Genomic DNA, 16052 nt, shown 5'->3' with positions numbered 1-16052 from the left:
CATTTGGATCGATGTATGGGAAAACACCTAGAATTAAGTGTGATGATCTGCAGAGTGGCTGGGGCATAACTGTTTAAGCTATATAAAATCCAAACAAAACTGCAATAACAGCAGCATTGTTTGGATTTTTCGCATTGGAAATTAGGCGCGGGAGTCTCCGTGTATTTCCTACGCTGATTTGTGTTATGGGAAACCTTCACTTGTATAGGGTAGAATACGTAGACTCCGCGAAAAAGATAGCGATTTTCTTGTCGGTGTCTTACTTTTATTCTTGTCCAACGGTAACAGCAAGAGTTGGAGAGTCAGCAGCCGTCGGAGGACTTTATAAAAAAGTAGAGATGTACGGAATTAAATCTTGTTTTGTCCCAAGCTCTTGTCTTATAAAAATAGTGACAATACAAATGTCAAGATACAAACGAATCCGGCCAGCAGTAAGCTGTACTTAATCGTCATATTGAACAGTGCAGATTCGTTTCCGGTCTTCTTGACAGCAGCAGTGGCAATGGCGATTGACTGCGGTGAGATGAGTTTGGCCATGACACCGCCGGCTGTATTGGCGGATAACAGCAGTGCGGAGCTGGTGCCAATTTGGCTGCCGGTAACGACTTGCAGCGTTCCGAATAGAGCGTTGTTGCTGACAACAGATCCTGTGATGAAGACACCAATCCAGCCGAGTATCGGACTGAATAGCGGGAACAGGCTGCCTGTTTTGGCTAAAGCTAAACCTATTGCGGCGCTTAGTCCGGCATAGTTTGATAGATTTGCAAATGCCATAATAAAGCAGATAGTCAGTACGGGAATCCAAAGTTCTTTGGCTGCTTCTTGCAAACCGCTAGCTGCACATTTCCAGTTGATATTCCGGCTGAAGAGGCTTGTTAGGATGACAGCTGCTAAGATGGCCGTACCGGTTGCAGACACCAAGTCCAGTTTCAGAATGGCATCCATCGGTGTGTTTGTGACAGCAATTGGTGCGATTTTAACAACTTCTTGATGTAGGAAAGGCATTTTCACATAAGCAATCCAGCCTGCCAGCGGCCCATCAACTGCAAACAGTTGCTTGAAGAATGGTGTGCTCCATAGGGCGATCACAATCGTTAGGATATAGAAAGGAGACCAAGCTTTCGCTACTTGTCCTACCGTATAACTTTGTGGCTGTTCTGTAATTTCTGCATCTTTTTCCCGATAAATATGCTTTGGCTGCCATTTACGCAGGAAGAGAGCAAGCGTACCCATGCTCATAAGCGCTGCACCAATATTGGCAAGTTCCGGACCAATGAAAATCATTGTTGCCGTTTGGATGATGGTGTACGTACCGCTAAGTACAAGCAATGCAGGTAATGTTTCTTTGATGCCTTTGAATCCGTTGAGAATAAAGACGAGCAGAAATGGAATGGCAAAGCTGACGGGTGGCAAAAGAAATGCTAGCGTCCGAGATAGTTCCAGGCTGCTGATTCCGCCAAGCTGGGCACCTGTAATAACCGGAATTCCGATAGCGCCGAATGCACCGGATGCAGCGTTGGCAATCAAGCACAGTCCCGCTGCTTTTAGCGGTTTGAAGCCGAGCTGGGTGAGGAGGGCAGCGCTGATGGCAATTGGTACACCGAAGCCGGCTGCTCCTTCCAGAAATGCATTAAAACTAAAACCGATTAATAAGAGCTGTAAGCGATGGTCTTGCGAGATACTAGCAATACTGCCTCGGATTACATCGAATTTACCAGATTTAACTGCGAGCTTATACAGCCAAACAGCCATAAGGACGATATACCCAATCGGCCATAAACCGTTGCCGATACCAAGCACGATAGCAGATAATGCTTTTAGTGCAGGCATATGGAAGACAAATACTGCTACTGCGAAACTGATAATAAGCGTGAACCCCGCAGCAAGTATTCCTTTCATCTTAAAAGCAGTCAAAGCCACCAAGAAGAACAGAATCGGTAAAAAAGCAACTACTGCACTAACATACTCATTTCCAAACGGGTCATAAGCTTGCATCCACATAACATGCTCATCTCTTTTCTAATGGATAGAATTAGTTTACTGGTTGAAAAGCAGATTCTACAATGCTGCGAAGGACACTGGCACTGTGCTGGAATTGTTCTTTTTCCTTCATATTCAATGGAAGCTCCAATACCTGCTGTGCACCTTGACGACCAACAATGGTCGGAACGCCAATGTAAACATCTTTCTCTCCATATTCTCCATTCAGATGTGCTGTGACTGGCAATATTGCTTTTTCATCTCCAAGGATTGCCTGCGTAACGCGTACAAGACTCATCGCTATACCATAATAAGTAGCACCTTTTTTCTGAATCACCTGATAAGCTGCATCACGAACGTTTACGTAAATTTCATCCAAGTCTTCCACTTTGTATTTGGTGTCAGTGTTCATCATCGTTTCAAGCGGAACACCGCCAATTGTTGCTTGGCTCCACACTGGAAGTTCTGTATCACCGTGCTCGCCAATCATGTGTGCCTGCACATCATGCGGTGCTACGCCAAAATAATCACCAAGCATGTAGCGAAGACGGCTGGAATCTAATGTTGTACCGCTGCCGATTACACGTTCTTTTGGCAGACCGCTGAATTTCCAGACAGCATGTGTTAATACATCTACTGGGTTTGTTGCAATCAAGAAGATACCATCAAAACCGCTAGCCATTACGTCATCTACAATACCCTTGAAAATCTTGATGTTCTTGCTTACTAGATCTAATCTAGTTTCACCTGGTTTTTGATTAGCACCGGCTGTAATACAAACGATATCAGCATCTTGGCAGTCAGCGTATGTGCCGTAGCTGATTTTTGTTGGGCGAGGGGCAAATGCTTGACCGTGGTTTAGATCCATAGCATCGCCCATCGCTTTATTTTCATTTAAATCAATAATCACTAGTTCATCTACGATATTCTGGTTCAGCAATGCGAACGCATAGCTGCTCCCAACGAATCCCGCACCGATTAAAGCTACTTTATTGATTCTTTCCATATCAGATCATCACCTTTAGTAAGATTTAAGATATGTGAATAACTTCACATTCTTCATATTTACATTGTGCAATACTTCACAAACTTTATCAAGCCCTATGTCTTGAATAAATTGTGAACAATTGGAATAGGTTTCCTGGAGGGGGTTTTTCGATGTTTACGATGCTGTTTGCGTTCGGTATCTTCATCTTAATTTTATTCTTTGCAGCGATTCGTACCGTCATAGAGAGAAGAAATGATGAGTAGCAGTTTTTATATTTGCAAGAACAGAACGCGTTATGCGATGGAGGTGTAGATTCGTGTCAGTCAGAACGGGCGATATGTACCTTAGCAGTATTAATACAATGGGAATCAATGTGCTATACGGTAAATCCTTAATAATTAAGCCTTTCTCCAAACATGCTGCTTTTCGCGGTGTGATGCGCTCTCAAGCGGAATTGTATGATTTGCAGCACAAAAAATCACACACGGATGTACTGACTTTTCAAGATGCCGATACAGGCGAGCGTTTTGGGCTTTCCTATCTTCAACCGAAAACAAAAGAAGATATCAAACGCCGAGGCAAGATGATAAAATGCTGGGCTGATCACACACACGGCATGCTCGGAAGAAGCCCTGATTATATGAATACCGTCTTAGCAGCATTTTCCGCATCCGCTGGTTTATTAGAAGAAAAAGAGAATTGTTTTCCGGATCATTTACGAAATTATTATGAGTATGTAAGACATCATGACTTGGCGATGACACATACATTCATTGATCCTCAAGTAAACAGAGGCGACTTTTATTTTGAACAAGAGGATGAACCGATCGGGGCAACAGTGATAGACCGCAATGAAGAGGGTATTATCGTTCAAGGAGCTAAACTGCTGGCAACACAGGGAGGAATTACGGATGAACTGCTTGTCATGTCCGCCGCTGGTTTCAAACGTGACAGAGCATTCGCTTTTGCTATTCCTAGCAACACGGACGGACTGACGTTTGTAGCGAGAGAAACATTTGCTGCAGGAAGAAGCAGAGCTGAATATCCGCTTAGCGCCAGATATGAAGAAGCAGACACAATTGTAATATTTGATAAGGTGCTCGTACCTTGGGAACGTGTTTTTTATTATGATAATGTCATGGCAGCGAATAGCTTTAAACAAGAAAGCAGCTTTTCTGCATTAACGTTACATCAAGTATTAATCCGCCGAATAGCTAAGTTGGAATTTGCCATTGGTATTGTGCAGTCACTTATAGAAGAAATCAATATAGCCGAATACCAACATGTACAAGAAAAAGCAGCAAGCCTTCTCATTTTACTAGAGATGCTGCAAGCGCTCCTGCACCAAGCAGAAGAAAAGGCAGTACCAGACTATTGGGGTACTTGCTGCCCAGATTTAAAACTGCTGCAAGTTGCATCCAACTTATTTGCAAGTCAATCCCCAACAATCGCGCCCATCATCCAACAGCTAGGTGCAAGCGGATTGATGAGCATCCCGCCATTGCAAGCATTTGCTTCGGAACAAAAAGCCGATCTTAATCATTATCTTCAGGGCACATCGAGGAAAGGGAAGGATCGTGTAAAACTATTCCGACTGGCTTGGGATTTTGCTATGTCTTCTTTTGGTACACGAGAGGCGCTGTATGAGTATTTCTTCTTCGGAGATCCAGTGCGGCTGACAAGTCAGTTTTATGGGTCATTTGATCTGCAGCCATATACGAAGAAAATAGATGATCTATTAAAGTGAAAAGGCCCTCGATGACAGGGTCTTTTCGCTTGTAAGTAAAACTGTTGAATTGACAGACACGTGTTGCTTCCGTGTTGAATCAGCAGTATGATTTGACATAAAGTGGTACAAATTCTGGGAATGTAGCTACTTTGAATTTGAAGAGCAGGCTGACTTGAAACAAATAGAGGGAGGGAAGCGTATGATCATGGTAAGTGCATGTCTCGCTGGCAAAGCCGTTCGTTACAATGGAACAGCTGCCGCCGATACGATGGTAGAGCAGCTTATTGCAGAGAAAAAAGCCATTCCTGTATGTCCAGAATTACTTGGAGGTTTCCTCACACCGAGGGAACCTGCAGAAATTGATGGAGGAAGCGGATACGATGTGTTAGATGGCACGGCCAAAGTAAGGGAGCTCTCGGGTACAGACGTGACGGACATGTACATAGAAGGAGCTGCGCGTGCATTAGCTATTGCGAAAGAGAACAATGTTGACTTGGTTGTGTTAAAAGAGAATAGCCCCTCCTGCGGAAGCTCCTTTATCTATGATGGGACTTTCCAAGGGCAAAGGCAGGCGGCTGCTGGTGTGACAACAGCGATGTTCAGGCGTGCCGGCATTCGTGTAATTTCCGAAGCAGAGCTAGGAGAGGAACAGGAAATACTGAAGCTAGGATTAGGGAACGTATAATGAAACGAATTGCCATTGTTGGTTCGAGTGGGTCAGGAAAATCTGTCTTAGCTAGAAGACTTGGTGAGATTCTGCAAATGGAAGTCTGGCATTTAGACGCAATCCTGTGGAAGCCTCATTGGGTTTTAACGACAAGAGAAGAACAAAAACAGATTCAACAGCAGCTAGTGAGCGGGGATAGTTGGATTAGTGATGGAAACTACAATAGTACGCTGGATATTCGCTTAGAGGCAGCGAATACAATTATTTTCCTGGACATGCCTCGGATGCTTTGCCTGTACAGAGTGTTAAAACGTCGTCTGATGTACCATAATCGCTCGCGGCCAGATATGCAAGAAGGGTGTAAGGAAAAGATAGATATGGCATTTCTTAAATGGGTTTGGCACTATCCGAAATCCAAACGTCCAGGTATGTTGGAAAAGCTTGAAGTACTAGCTCAAAAGAAGCAAGTGATCATATTGAATAGTTCTAGAGATGTTCAAAAATATGTAGATGAAATGAAAAGTCAGGTGTAAACATACCTTTACGTTTGGCTTTTTTTGGTATATATTATGTGTAAAGATATCTTTACAGAAGAACAGGGAATGATGAAGATGAAAGTGACGAATCGAGTCAGGGAGATACGGCAGGAACGCCACATTACACAGGTGAAATTGGCCCAAGATCTTGGAATTACACGTCAGACAATTAATGCCATTGAAAAAGGGAAATACAATCCCAGCTTAGAGCTTGCGTTACGGCTGCTGGTATATTTTAACGTGCCGCTTGACCATTTATTCTATCTAGAGGAGGAGTAATATGCGTAAAGGAAAGAAGCGTTATGAATTGCTGCTTTACTCTTTTATTACCCTATGTTGTTTCATTGGACTGTGGATTGGGTTAGAGCTTGCTGGTGAACCATTTCCATCTGGAACTTCCTTCATTATACTTACCCTAGTTGGTGTCGTAAGTGGTATTGGGCTGCCAATACTTGTCAGCTTCGTCCGGCGGAGAAAAAGCTTGCCTGAAATGGATGAGCGGACAGTAAGAATCATAAAGGATTACTTATTAATGGCATCTGTAGGCATAGGGTTTGTATCAGGCATACTGTTACTTATACTTGTAGGGATAGGTTATCAAACAATTGAACTTGGCATCCTTGCGATATATGGAACCATCATGGTATTTCTTACAGCCGCAGGGTTATTTGTAGTGAAACGATTATAGGATTCTGCCTTAGTGAAAGGAGTCAGTTTAAGTGGATTACAAAACAAACGTCATGCGCCTCCTAGACCAAAAGAAGATACCCTATGACGATTACAGCTATGCAGATACCGATGCGATAAGCGGTATAGACGTTGCTGAGGTATTAGGTCAAAATCCGGCCCGCGTGTTTAAGACGCTCGTTACGGTCAGCAAAACAGGGCAGCACTATGTATTTGTAATTCCGGTTAAGAAAGAGTTGGACTTAAAGCTGGCCGCAGCTAGTGTTGGAGAGAAGTCGGTGCGGATGCTGCCAGCCAAGGAATTGCTTTCTCTGACAGGTTATGTGCATGGAGGATGTTCGCCCATCGGGATGAAGAAGAATTTTCGTACTGTTCTGGATGTATCTGCACAAGCCTTTGGTACCATCATATTTAGTGCGGGTAAGATTGGGTATCAGGTAGAACTCACGCTGGCTGATCTTGCAAAAGTTGTTCCTCATAAATTAGCTGCCATAAGTATGTAATAAGGGTTTCTGCTTTCTAAAAAGAGCAGGAGCCTTTTTATTTCTCCTTTTGTTTTTTCGGTGTATAGTTAGCACATCATCTTTAAAAGAAAGACAATCTGAGCGCATCTGCTTCAAAGAATACATCTGTCATACTATGATAGAAGAAGAACGCAGACTGGTGGACTTGTGCCTACATAAATCCAGTATATTCTACGTACACTGATAAAAAAGGAGAAAGATTGATGACGGATATGAAATTAGAATCGAAGGCTATTTCGATATTAAAAGATAAAATAGAACTTATTCCTACAGCAGAGGGAGCAATTTATCTTGTTGGCCCCATTAAACTGCCTGTGAGTCTGTATGGAGAAACTGTAACATTCCAGTGGTATTGCTGGCTGAATTGCAATGAAGTAGCCAAAGACTACGAGGAAATTATTCATAAGCTATCGGATATGAATTTAGCTGAGATGCAGCAATCCAGTGTGCTCGTTTATGGTGATTTTGCTGAAGCGGAGGATGCACTCATTCGGATGCATTCCATCTGCCATACAGGTGATATTTTCGGAAGTAAACGTTGTGACTGTGGTTTTCAGCTGAAGCAGTCCATGCAAAAAATCGTCGAGCACGGCGCTGGTGCTTTGTTCTACCTTGCTAACCACGAAGGACGCGGTATTGGCTTGTTCAGCAAGGCAATGGCCTACATTCTGCAGGAAAACGACTACGACACGGTGGAAGCAAATGAGGCTCTCGGCTTTGTAGATGATTCCCGAGATTACACAGATGCGATCCAAGTGCTGAAAGCTTTGCGAACAAAGCCGGTAACATTGATGACGAACAATCCACGAAAGCTGGCAGCGATGGAACAGGCAGGCATGCAGCTATCCGGCCGTGCTGCGCTCTGGGGAGATGTATCCGAATATAACGAGAATTATCTTAAAACAAAAATCGTCCGTTCAGGTCATCTTGGCGACGAGGAGATTTGCAGCAATGACTGAGCATACGTTTTATATGGACTTGGCCTTGCAAAACGCACAAGCGATGAAAGGGCAGACAGATCCGAACCCATTGGTTGGGTCTGTCATTGTGAATGATAATCGCATCGTCGGTATTGGTACGCATCTAAAGGCTGGAGAACCACATGCGGAGATTCATGCGATCCGAATGGCAGGAGAGCAGGCAAAGGGTGGGACAATTTATGTCACGCTTGAGCCTTGTTCCCACTATGGCAGAACCGGACCTTGTGCGGTAGCGATTAAGGGAGCCGGGATTAAAAAAGTGGTCATCGCAACGCTTGATCCGAATCCGCTAGTGGCTGGAAACGGCGTGAAAATTCTGGAGGAAGCCGGCATGGAAGTAATTATCGGCGTGCGGGAGGAAGAGGCCCGGCAGATGAACGAAGTATTTAATAAATTTATCGTCGAGAAAAAGCCGTTTATTACACTAAAAGCGGGGACAACATTGGACGGTAAAATTGCGACGCATACAATGGACAGCAAATGGATCACGTCCGCTGCTTCCAGACAGGATGTTCACCGGCTCCGTCATGAAAACATGGCCATCCTTGTTGGTGTGAACACTGTTATAGAAGACGATCCTGAACTGACAGCTAGAATACCGAACGGACGTCATCCGCTTCGCATCATACTTGATTCCACGCTAAGAATTCCGCTGGACAGCAAAGTAGTTACAGACAAACTGGCCGATACTTGGATTTTCACAAGCCAGCAGGCAGACAGTGAAAAAGAGCAGACGCTTATCAATAAAGGAATAAAGGTATTTCGCACAAGCAGCAGCCGTGTCGATGTAAAGGAAGTAGTAAGCATATTGGGTGAACAGCTTGTTTCTTCGGTGTTGATTGAAGGGGGAGGCAGCGTACACGCTTCTTTCTTGGAACAACATCTCATCGACAAAGTAGTACTGTATTTCGCACCAAAATTGATCGGCGGTAAAGCTGCACCTACATTCTTAGAAGGTACGGGCTTTGAGAAAATGGCAGACGCGGTTGATTTGACTCATACAGAGATTATCAAAATTGGACAAGATTTTAAGTTCATCGGCTATCCGCAGTACAGCAAAGGAGAAAAGAAGTAATGAGATTCGGGTTTGATATTGATGATACGCTCATCAATCTGCGGGAGCACGCTTTTCATCTATATAATAAAAAAATGAACCAACAAATTCCGCTTACTGTTTTTCATCAGCTCGAGCGAGTCGAAATCCACGAGCCATTCGGACTGTCAGAGGCACAAGGGCGTGACATGTGGAATTCCAGCTTGGAGGAAATCTACTATACTACCTGTCCGCCGTTCCCGAATGCAGTTGAGCTCTTACAGGAATTGCAGCGAGATGGCCATGAGATTTATTACATTACCGCCAGACCAAAGGAACACGGTGAAAGAACAAAAGTGTGGATGCAAAATCTTGGCTTTCCCGTCAAGGATGAGCAATTCTTTTATGGAATGAAAGACGAAGAGAAAATTACTATTATAAAAGAGCTTGAGCTGGATTATTATTTTGATGACAAGCCGGATGTTTTGGACACCTTACTAAAGGAGTCCAAAACCAACGTGTTTGTAAAGAACCAATCCTATAATCAGCACGTACAATTGCCGAGAATTAGCGAATTATCAGAGATAAAAGAGATTATACGAAATGGAAAGAAGGATTAACGAAGATTTTATCGTTAATCCTTCTTTTTCCTCTTTACAAAGAGGAATTTCCTGATTGGTAGAGAATTAAAGGGTATCATATAAGATTTCTGCTAAAAATGGTGAATTAGATATATTAATGGTGGAGGAGGAGTTAAGGTGAACATCGTTTTATCAGAAACGGATAAAAATCTCAGCGCTTTGCTTCTAGACTTCTACGGCATGATAAAGCAAGAGAGAAAAGAGGCAGCGGCAATTCTTGCAGAGGTGATCGAAGCAATAAAAAAGGACGCAGCGGCGGAGGAAGTATTAGTTGCTGCCGATCTGCTTGCTATTCGGTACAAAATCATGCAAGAGGAAATACATGATGCAGAAAGGCTAATGGGGAAATTTGAAGCCAAAGGCCACGCTTTAACACCATTGAATACTTACTATTATCATTACTTTAAAGGACAAATGTTCTTCCAAGAGAATAGATGGAAAGATGCGATACGATATTTTGAACATGCGGAACTTTATATCACGGAGGAAGAAGAAAAGGCTGACTTTTACTTTAAGCTGGCACATGCTTATTATCAGGCCTATATCCCAGCATTATCAGCTTACAATTCAGCGAAGGCTTTACATTATGCAGCAGAATACAACCAGCAGCCTTATTTGGCGAAGTGCAATTTGCTGCTTGGACTTATCCACCTAGAAGCTCGGAATTTCAATCGAGCAGAATCACATCTCCTAGAGGCGCTAGCCTTCCAACCTTCAGATACTACATCATCATCAGAGTTGACAGCTATGGTGCAACATAATCTTGGTCTTCTATCTTTCGTACAGCAGGAATTTAAAGGGGCAATTCATTATTTTGAACAGGCTGTTCAAGCAGCACCTAACAACAACTACTTAAAGAGTATTTACTATTTAACAGAATCACTTTTCCACGCTGATTGTCAGCAGGAAGCGATGCACTATTATCGAATTGGATTTGAAATGAGTAAAGCAGAACAAGATGCTATTTATCAATGGGCTTTTGCCATGCTGCACAAGCAGTTTATTGACCGTGACTGCTTTGAATGTGTCTGGAAACAAGGAATCTCCTATTTTGAGTCTATTGATGATAAGTCTAGTGTCTATTATTACAGCATACGATTGGCAAGGTATTACACAATGAAAGGGGAAGCAAAACCAGCAAATTATTATTACCAGCTGGCAATGCAGTAATCGTATCGTTTTTTATTAGGAATATGTTCCTGTTACCTAAGAATTATGAAAAGCCAGCATTTATCCTAGCAGGGGATAGATAGGTGATTTATTAAATTACTTTCCAAAAATATTACCAATATATTAAGTTTGCCGTATAAATATTCCAATTTATTAAAATTCTCTTATACTAGTGCTGTGGGAGAGCTAATCCACTAGGTTTGCAAATCTTACAGTGATAGGAGAGGAAATAGTATGTTTCATGCAATTCGGCAAAGCAAAGGAGCTGCCATTGTTTTTCTAGTCATTAGATTGTATCTTGGATACACATTCCTATCAGCAGGTATAGGTAAGCTGATGAGCGGCAATTTTGACGCGAGTGGTTTTGTACAAGGTGCGGCAGCGCGTCCAGATGCTGGTTTCATTCAACGTGGATGGGCGAATTTTCTCGAAGGAGTTGTGCTCCCGAACTCGGAGATTTTCAGCTTTCTCGTCATGTGGGGAGAAACGCTGACAGGATTTGCGATTCTAGTTGGGGCTTTTACCGGATTTGCAGCGGTTATGGGGATACTGATGAATCTATCATTTCTATTAAGTGGTGCCATTCAGCAGAATCTGATTCTTATTATCTTGGGATTGCTCCTTTTAATTGGCGGCGTTAACGCAGGACGTTACGGTATTGATCGCTGGATTATGCCATCCTTGCGCCATACAGCGATCAATAACTCCAGTGAAAACAGGAAAAGACAACTTATCTGATAAAACGCAGAAACACGCGATAATGGCGTGTTTCTTTTTGTAGTAAAAAATTCTTGTTGAAATATGCGAGTGTGTGTAGTAAAGTTAATTGAGTTTTCAATTGCATACAAATCCTCATCATTTGATGAGGTAGAGGATGCGGCTGTTAATAGTACAGACTGGGAGATCAGGAGAGATCATGGATCAGTTTGGAAAGGAGCAGCTGCCGAAGCCGGATGGATTCTCCATTCCTCTGGCTGGGTCTGTACTCAAATAGGGACAGAACTGTCACGTCAGTCGCAAAGCTGACGTGTTGCGCTATCTTTGTGAGAATGATGCTGTTTATAAGTAAAGGCCGTTCGGATAGAGCAAGCTATCCGGGACGGTCTTTTTTCGTATCTGTAGCGCAACAGTGCAAGAACAGAGAGGGGTAAAGAAAGTGGGCAATCAAGACAACACGAAACAAACCGGCTTACGCAGAGAACTGAAAGCCCGGCATTTAGGGATGATTTCCCTTGGTGGTACGATTGGTACAGGTCTATTCCTAGCCAGCGGAGGCGCCATCAGCAGTGCAGGTCCAGGCGGTGCATTGCTTGCGTATGCACTAATTGGCTGTATGGTATTTTTCTTAATGACAAGCTTGGCGGAGATGGCAGCGTTTATGCCTGTATCCGGAAGCTTCAGCACGTATGCTACACGCTTTGTTGACGAGTCCTTTGGGTTCGCACTTGGCTGGAATTATTGGTTCAACTGGGCGATCACAATCGCAGCTGAACTCGTAGCCGTCACGTTAATTATGGATTTCTGGTTCCCAGATGTTCCATCATGGATATGGAGTGCAGTCAGTCTGCTTATCATGTTCTTATTGAATTATATTTCGGTAAAAGGATTTGGGGAATCGGAGTATTGGTTTTCCTTAATTAAAGTAGTTACTGTTATTATTTTCATTATTGTTGGTATCTTAATGATCGTCGGCATCCTTGGAGAAGAATCACGAGGATTTTCGAACTTTACTGTTGGAGAAGCACCGTTTAAAGGAGGATTCCTTGCTTTGCTTGGTGTGTTCATGGCGGCAGGTTTCTCGTTCCAAGGTACGGAATTGCTTGGTGCAGCTGCGGGGGAAGCAGATGACCCGAAAAACTCGATTCCAAAAGCAATCCGTTCGGTTTTCTGGCGCATTCTATTGTTCTATATTTTAGCAATCTTCGTCATTGGTTTGATTATTCCGTATACAACGGACAGCCTTGCAAGTGATGATGTACGTTTAAGCCCGTTCACACTTGTATTCGAAAAAGCTGGTATCGCGTTTGCGGCTTCGGTTATGAACGCGGTTATCCTGACAGCAGTGCTGTCTGCTGGTAATTCCGGTATGTATGCGAGCACACGGATGCTTTGGAACTTGGCGAAAGAAGGCAAAGCTCCAGCATTTCTTGGCAAGCTGAACAAAAACGGCGTACCAGTAAACGCGTTGCTTGCAACAGCAGCGGTAGGCTGTGTTGCATTTCTAACTTCCTTCTTCGGTAACGGAATTGTGTATACATGGCTCTTAAACATTTCCGGTATGGCCGGCTTTATTGTATGGATCGGTATTGCAGTCAGTCATTATCGTTTCCGTAAAGCGTATTTGGCACAAGGCAACGATATCAAAGACTTACCATATACAGCGAAATTCTATCCGGCAGCGCCGATACTAGCCTTCACATTATGTGTGATTGTCATTATCGGTCAGAGCTTCTCATCGTTCACAGATGGTGGAATCGATTGGGGTAACTTTATTGCTTCCTACATCGGTATCCCAGTCTTCCTGCTCTGCTGGATTATCTTTAAAGCGAAAAAGAAAACGAAGGTGCACAAACTGGAAGAAGTTGATTTGACGACTCCAGAGCACGAAACAGCACCAGAATAAGAAGAGAAAGCTGCCGGTCATCCGGCAGCTTTTGTTTTATCTTCAGCACCTTGCTGAAAGTACATAATGTTGTATCTTTATCAGCTAAAACAGTTATAATTAAGAAGAGGTGAATAAATGAAAATTGCAATTGTAACAGACAGCATTACGAATATGAGAGAAGCGGATTTACAGCGTTATCCCTTCATCCATTATGCGCACCTGAATGTTATTGTGAACGATAAGTCTTATACTGATTTAAAAGATATAACCAATGAAGAATTGTTTAAATTAATAGATGATGGAGCTTCCTACTCCTCTTCCCTGCCTTCACCAGATACATTTCAAGCACTGTATGAGGAGCTGCTGGGCGAATATGACGCAATAATCAGCTTGCATTGTACAGAGAATGTAAGCGGAACGGTGCAATCAGCTCGTATTGCACGTACGATGATTGACGGAGCAGAAGACCGTATTCATGTAATTGATACCAACACAGCGTCTATCGGTGTCGAAAATATTGTCATAAAAGTTTGTCAACTCATTGAGCAAGACAAACCCCTTACGGAAATTTTAGAAGCAATCACGCTTTATTGCCAACAAGGACACTTGTACCTGACCATCAACGATTTAACAACACTTGTGCGTTCAGGCCGAATGTCCAAAACGGCTTCTCGAATCGGCAATCTGCTCCATATTAAACCAATTATCGGTTTAATGGATGGGAAACTTGAGGTTGTCGGAAAAGTTCGGACGAAGAAACGAGTTATAAAGTGGATGATCGAGAAATTAGGGCATAATATCGCCGAAACAGGCAAGCAGGTTGTACGGATTACGCATGTGAATTCCATTGATCTCGCGAACGATTTGAAGCATGCGATGGAAGTTTACGGAGATAAGGTAGAAGTTTTTATCGGGAACGAAATAAGCACCGTGATGGCCATTCATTTTGGACGTGGCGGAATTGGCGCAAGCTGGATGCCGGCAGATTAATATACGATATACGAAAAAAGAGATAAGCGCTGCTGCGTTCATCTCTTTTTTACATAACGCTATTAGAGTTTTAAGGAATCTCCATCACTAGGTACAATTACTTGATCGGCTATCTCTTTTTCGACAAGAAAATGCTGAAGCGCTTCTCTTGATAGTCCCCAATGATTAACAGCCTCCATATGGACAGAGAGAACTGTTGCATGTGGAGCAGCATTGGCCACTTCTAAAATATCTTTCCTGTCCATTACAAGGGAGCCGCCTTCTAAAAATTGATTATCGCCGCCATTTACGACAATTACTTCAGGCTGCTGTTTAGCAAGTGTATCCTGTATTGCTTCATACCAGACAGTGTCTCCGGCAATATAAAGTGTTTTTTCAACTGCATGCTTCAAGATAACCCCGCAAACATTGCCAGCAAGCTTCAAAACTTCTCCGCGCCCATGTTCTCCTTTTGTCTTCACTAACTGTATGTCATCAAAGACTGTGTTCTCTGTAAGTATCTCTACATCCGTAAAGCCGCTCCCTTTAACCTCGTTTGCATCATCTTCATCTTGAACATATATCTTTAAATCCTTTGGCAGCAATTCTTTTGCGCTTTCATCAAAATGATCCAGATGTAAATGAGTTAAGATAACAGCATCAACGCCGTCGAGGATGTTTTCCACGGGCTCCGGCAAATCAACGAGAGGATTACGCTGGTCTTGTCGAACGGAGTTGGGAAATGGCGGATATGTTCCTTTTACAGCTAACATTGGATCGATTAAAAATTTCTTGTCTGCATAATCAACGACAAGTGTTGCATTTCGAATCAGTTTTACATGCATGTTATTCTCTCCCTTTTCAAAGTATGTATAGTGTAGAATAGGAGAATTATTTCATACATGGCTTTTCTAACGTGTTTTAAAGCTTTTGCTTTAGATTCGAAAGTGTTGGTTGTCATGAGGGCGTTATTTATCAATAACAATAGAGAGATTGTAATTTACATAGTTATTTAACTCATTCAAAAATTGATTCAAATCGGCTTGTGATGGAAAACGGCATTCCAGCAAGTAACAGCCTTGACCGCTGATTTTATAGTTGTTCACAACAAACAGCTGCTTTGTTTTAATAAAAGCTAAATAAGGCTGGTGGCTCGTGTTCTTAGTAAATATCGTCAAAAAAGTATGGAGGGGATATCCTAATTTATCTTGGTTAATTCGGATGGAATATCCCTCAATTATTTGATTGTCCTCTAGTTTGGCAATCCTTGCTGCAGCGGCAGGAGCAGAAAGATGAACCTTCTCTCCAAGTTCTTTCATCGTAATCCGACTGTTTTTTGTTAATTCTCCTACTATTTGTTGATCGGTGGCATCCAGCATCTTATTACATCCTTTACGACCTGTTTAAATACGTACTTGTTAATCGCATTATACCAGAGATGAAGAAAAATTAAGCTAAAGGGCATGGTACGGAAAATAACGGGGAGATATTTCCGTGTATCCCGATAAGGTATATTGACAATCCTGTAGACGTTTGCTACACT

Annotated in this window: 17 protein-coding genes and 1 riboswitch; of the genes, 13 read left to right on the top strand and 4 right to left on the bottom strand. The window is 42.8% G+C overall.

What is annotated here, in order from left to right:
* Nucleotides 1–378 precede the first annotated feature (378 nt).
* Nucleotides 379–2001, bottom strand: a complete 1623-nt coding sequence (locus B1K52_RS02605; RefSeq protein ID WP_077305156.1) for an L-lactate permease — start codon at nucleotides 1999–2001, stop codon at nucleotides 379–381.
* 31 nt (nucleotides 2002–2032) lie between these two features.
* Nucleotides 2033–2986 carry an L-lactate dehydrogenase gene (locus tag B1K52_RS02600; RefSeq protein WP_077305153.1) on the bottom strand — a complete coding sequence of 318 codons (954 nt, stop codon included), beginning with the start codon at nucleotides 2984–2986 and terminating at the stop codon, nucleotides 2033–2035.
* A 298-nt stretch (nucleotides 2987–3284) separates the two neighbouring features.
* Here B1K52_RS02600 and hpaB point away from each other — a divergent pair, with 298 nt between their 5' ends.
* The 13 genes from hpaB to B1K52_RS02535 all read left to right on the top strand — a co-directional run bounded on the left by hpaB (nucleotide 3285) and on the right by B1K52_RS02535 (nucleotide 14530).
* Nucleotides 3285–4715, top strand: a complete 1431-nt coding sequence (gene hpaB, locus B1K52_RS02595) for a 4-hydroxyphenylacetate 3-monooxygenase, oxygenase component (protein ID WP_143588819.1) — start codon at nucleotides 3285–3287, stop codon at nucleotides 4713–4715.
* A 181-nt stretch (nucleotides 4716–4896) separates the two neighbouring features.
* Nucleotides 4897–5382, top strand: coding sequence for a 2-thiouracil desulfurase family protein (locus tag B1K52_RS02590; protein WP_077305147.1), 486 nt, complete (start codon nucleotides 4897–4899; stop codon nucleotides 5380–5382).
* The gene (locus B1K52_RS02585) at nucleotides 5382–5897 is read left to right on the top strand and encodes a DNA topology modulation protein (protein WP_077305144.1); all 516 of its coding nucleotides are present in this window, start codon (nucleotides 5382–5384) and stop codon (nucleotides 5895–5897) included. Before B1K52_RS02590 ends, B1K52_RS02585 begins: the two co-directional genes overlap by 1 nt.
* 78 nt (nucleotides 5898–5975) lie before the next feature.
* Entirely contained in the window at nucleotides 5976–6179 is a 204-nt protein-coding gene (locus B1K52_RS02580; protein WP_077305861.1) for a helix-turn-helix transcriptional regulator, read from the top strand.
* A gap of 1 nt (nucleotide 6180) precedes the next feature.
* On the top strand, nucleotides 6181–6588 hold the full coding sequence (locus B1K52_RS02575) for a hypothetical protein (protein ID WP_077305141.1): 408 nt from the start codon (nucleotides 6181–6183) through the stop codon (nucleotides 6586–6588).
* 31 nt (nucleotides 6589–6619) lie between these two features.
* Nucleotides 6620–7090 (top strand): Cys-tRNA(Pro) deacylase, encoded by a 471-nt coding sequence (gene ybaK, locus B1K52_RS02570; RefSeq protein WP_179106437.1) that lies wholly within the window; start codon nucleotides 6620–6622, stop codon nucleotides 7088–7090.
* Between the two features lie 224 nt (nucleotides 7091–7314).
* Nucleotides 7315–8070, top strand: coding sequence for a GTP cyclohydrolase II (locus B1K52_RS02565; protein WP_077305138.1), 756 nt, complete (start codon nucleotides 7315–7317; stop codon nucleotides 8068–8070).
* A complete protein-coding gene (gene ribD, locus B1K52_RS02560) occupies nucleotides 8063–9166 on the top strand; it encodes a bifunctional diaminohydroxyphosphoribosylaminopyrimidine deaminase/5-amino-6-(5-phosphoribosylamino)uracil reductase RibD (RefSeq protein ID WP_077305135.1) in 1104 nt (367 codons plus the stop codon). The genes B1K52_RS02565 and ribD overlap by 8 nt, the downstream gene beginning before the upstream one ends.
* A complete protein-coding gene (locus tag B1K52_RS02555; protein WP_077305132.1) occupies nucleotides 9166–9744 on the top strand; it encodes a 5' nucleotidase, NT5C type in 579 nt (192 codons plus the stop codon). Before ribD ends, B1K52_RS02555 begins: the two co-directional genes overlap by 1 nt.
* 138 nt (nucleotides 9745–9882) lie before the next feature.
* Nucleotides 9883–10935, top strand: coding sequence for a tetratricopeptide repeat protein (locus B1K52_RS02550; RefSeq protein ID WP_077305129.1), 1053 nt, complete (start codon nucleotides 9883–9885; stop codon nucleotides 10933–10935).
* A 234-nt stretch (nucleotides 10936–11169) separates the two neighbouring features.
* On the top strand, nucleotides 11170–11673 hold the full coding sequence (locus B1K52_RS02545; RefSeq protein WP_077305126.1) for a DoxX family protein: 504 nt from the start codon (nucleotides 11170–11172) through the stop codon (nucleotides 11671–11673).
* 122 nt (nucleotides 11674–11795) lie between these two features.
* Nucleotides 11796–11981: riboswitch (Lysine riboswitch) on the top strand.
* A gap of 83 nt (nucleotides 11982–12064) precedes the next feature.
* A complete protein-coding gene (locus B1K52_RS02540; RefSeq protein WP_077305123.1) occupies nucleotides 12065–13558 on the top strand; it encodes an amino acid permease in 1494 nt (497 codons plus the stop codon).
* 117 nt (nucleotides 13559–13675) lie between these two features.
* Nucleotides 13676–14530 (top strand): DegV family protein, encoded by an 855-nt coding sequence (locus B1K52_RS02535; RefSeq protein WP_077305120.1) that lies wholly within the window; start codon nucleotides 13676–13678, stop codon nucleotides 14528–14530.
* 62 nt (nucleotides 14531–14592) lie between these two features.
* Here the strand turns inward: B1K52_RS02535 and B1K52_RS02530 are convergent, their stop codons facing one another.
* Nucleotides 14593–15354: an MBL fold metallo-hydrolase gene (locus tag B1K52_RS02530; RefSeq protein ID WP_077305117.1), complete on the bottom strand. Its 762-nt coding sequence runs from the start codon at nucleotides 15352–15354 to the stop codon at nucleotides 14593–14595.
* Between the two features lie 123 nt (nucleotides 15355–15477).
* Entirely contained in the window at nucleotides 15478–15888 is a 411-nt protein-coding gene (locus B1K52_RS02525) for an Lrp/AsnC family transcriptional regulator (protein WP_077305114.1), read from the bottom strand.
* Nucleotides 15889–16052: the final 164 nt, after the last annotated feature.

The organism is Terribacillus halophilus (assembly GCF_900162685.1).
Taxonomy (GTDB): domain Bacteria; phylum Bacillota; class Bacilli; order Bacillales; family Amphibacillaceae; genus Terribacillus; species Terribacillus halophilus_A.
Note: the sequence above shows the minus strand (reverse complement) of the source record. Positions and strands in the feature narration are given on the sequence as shown.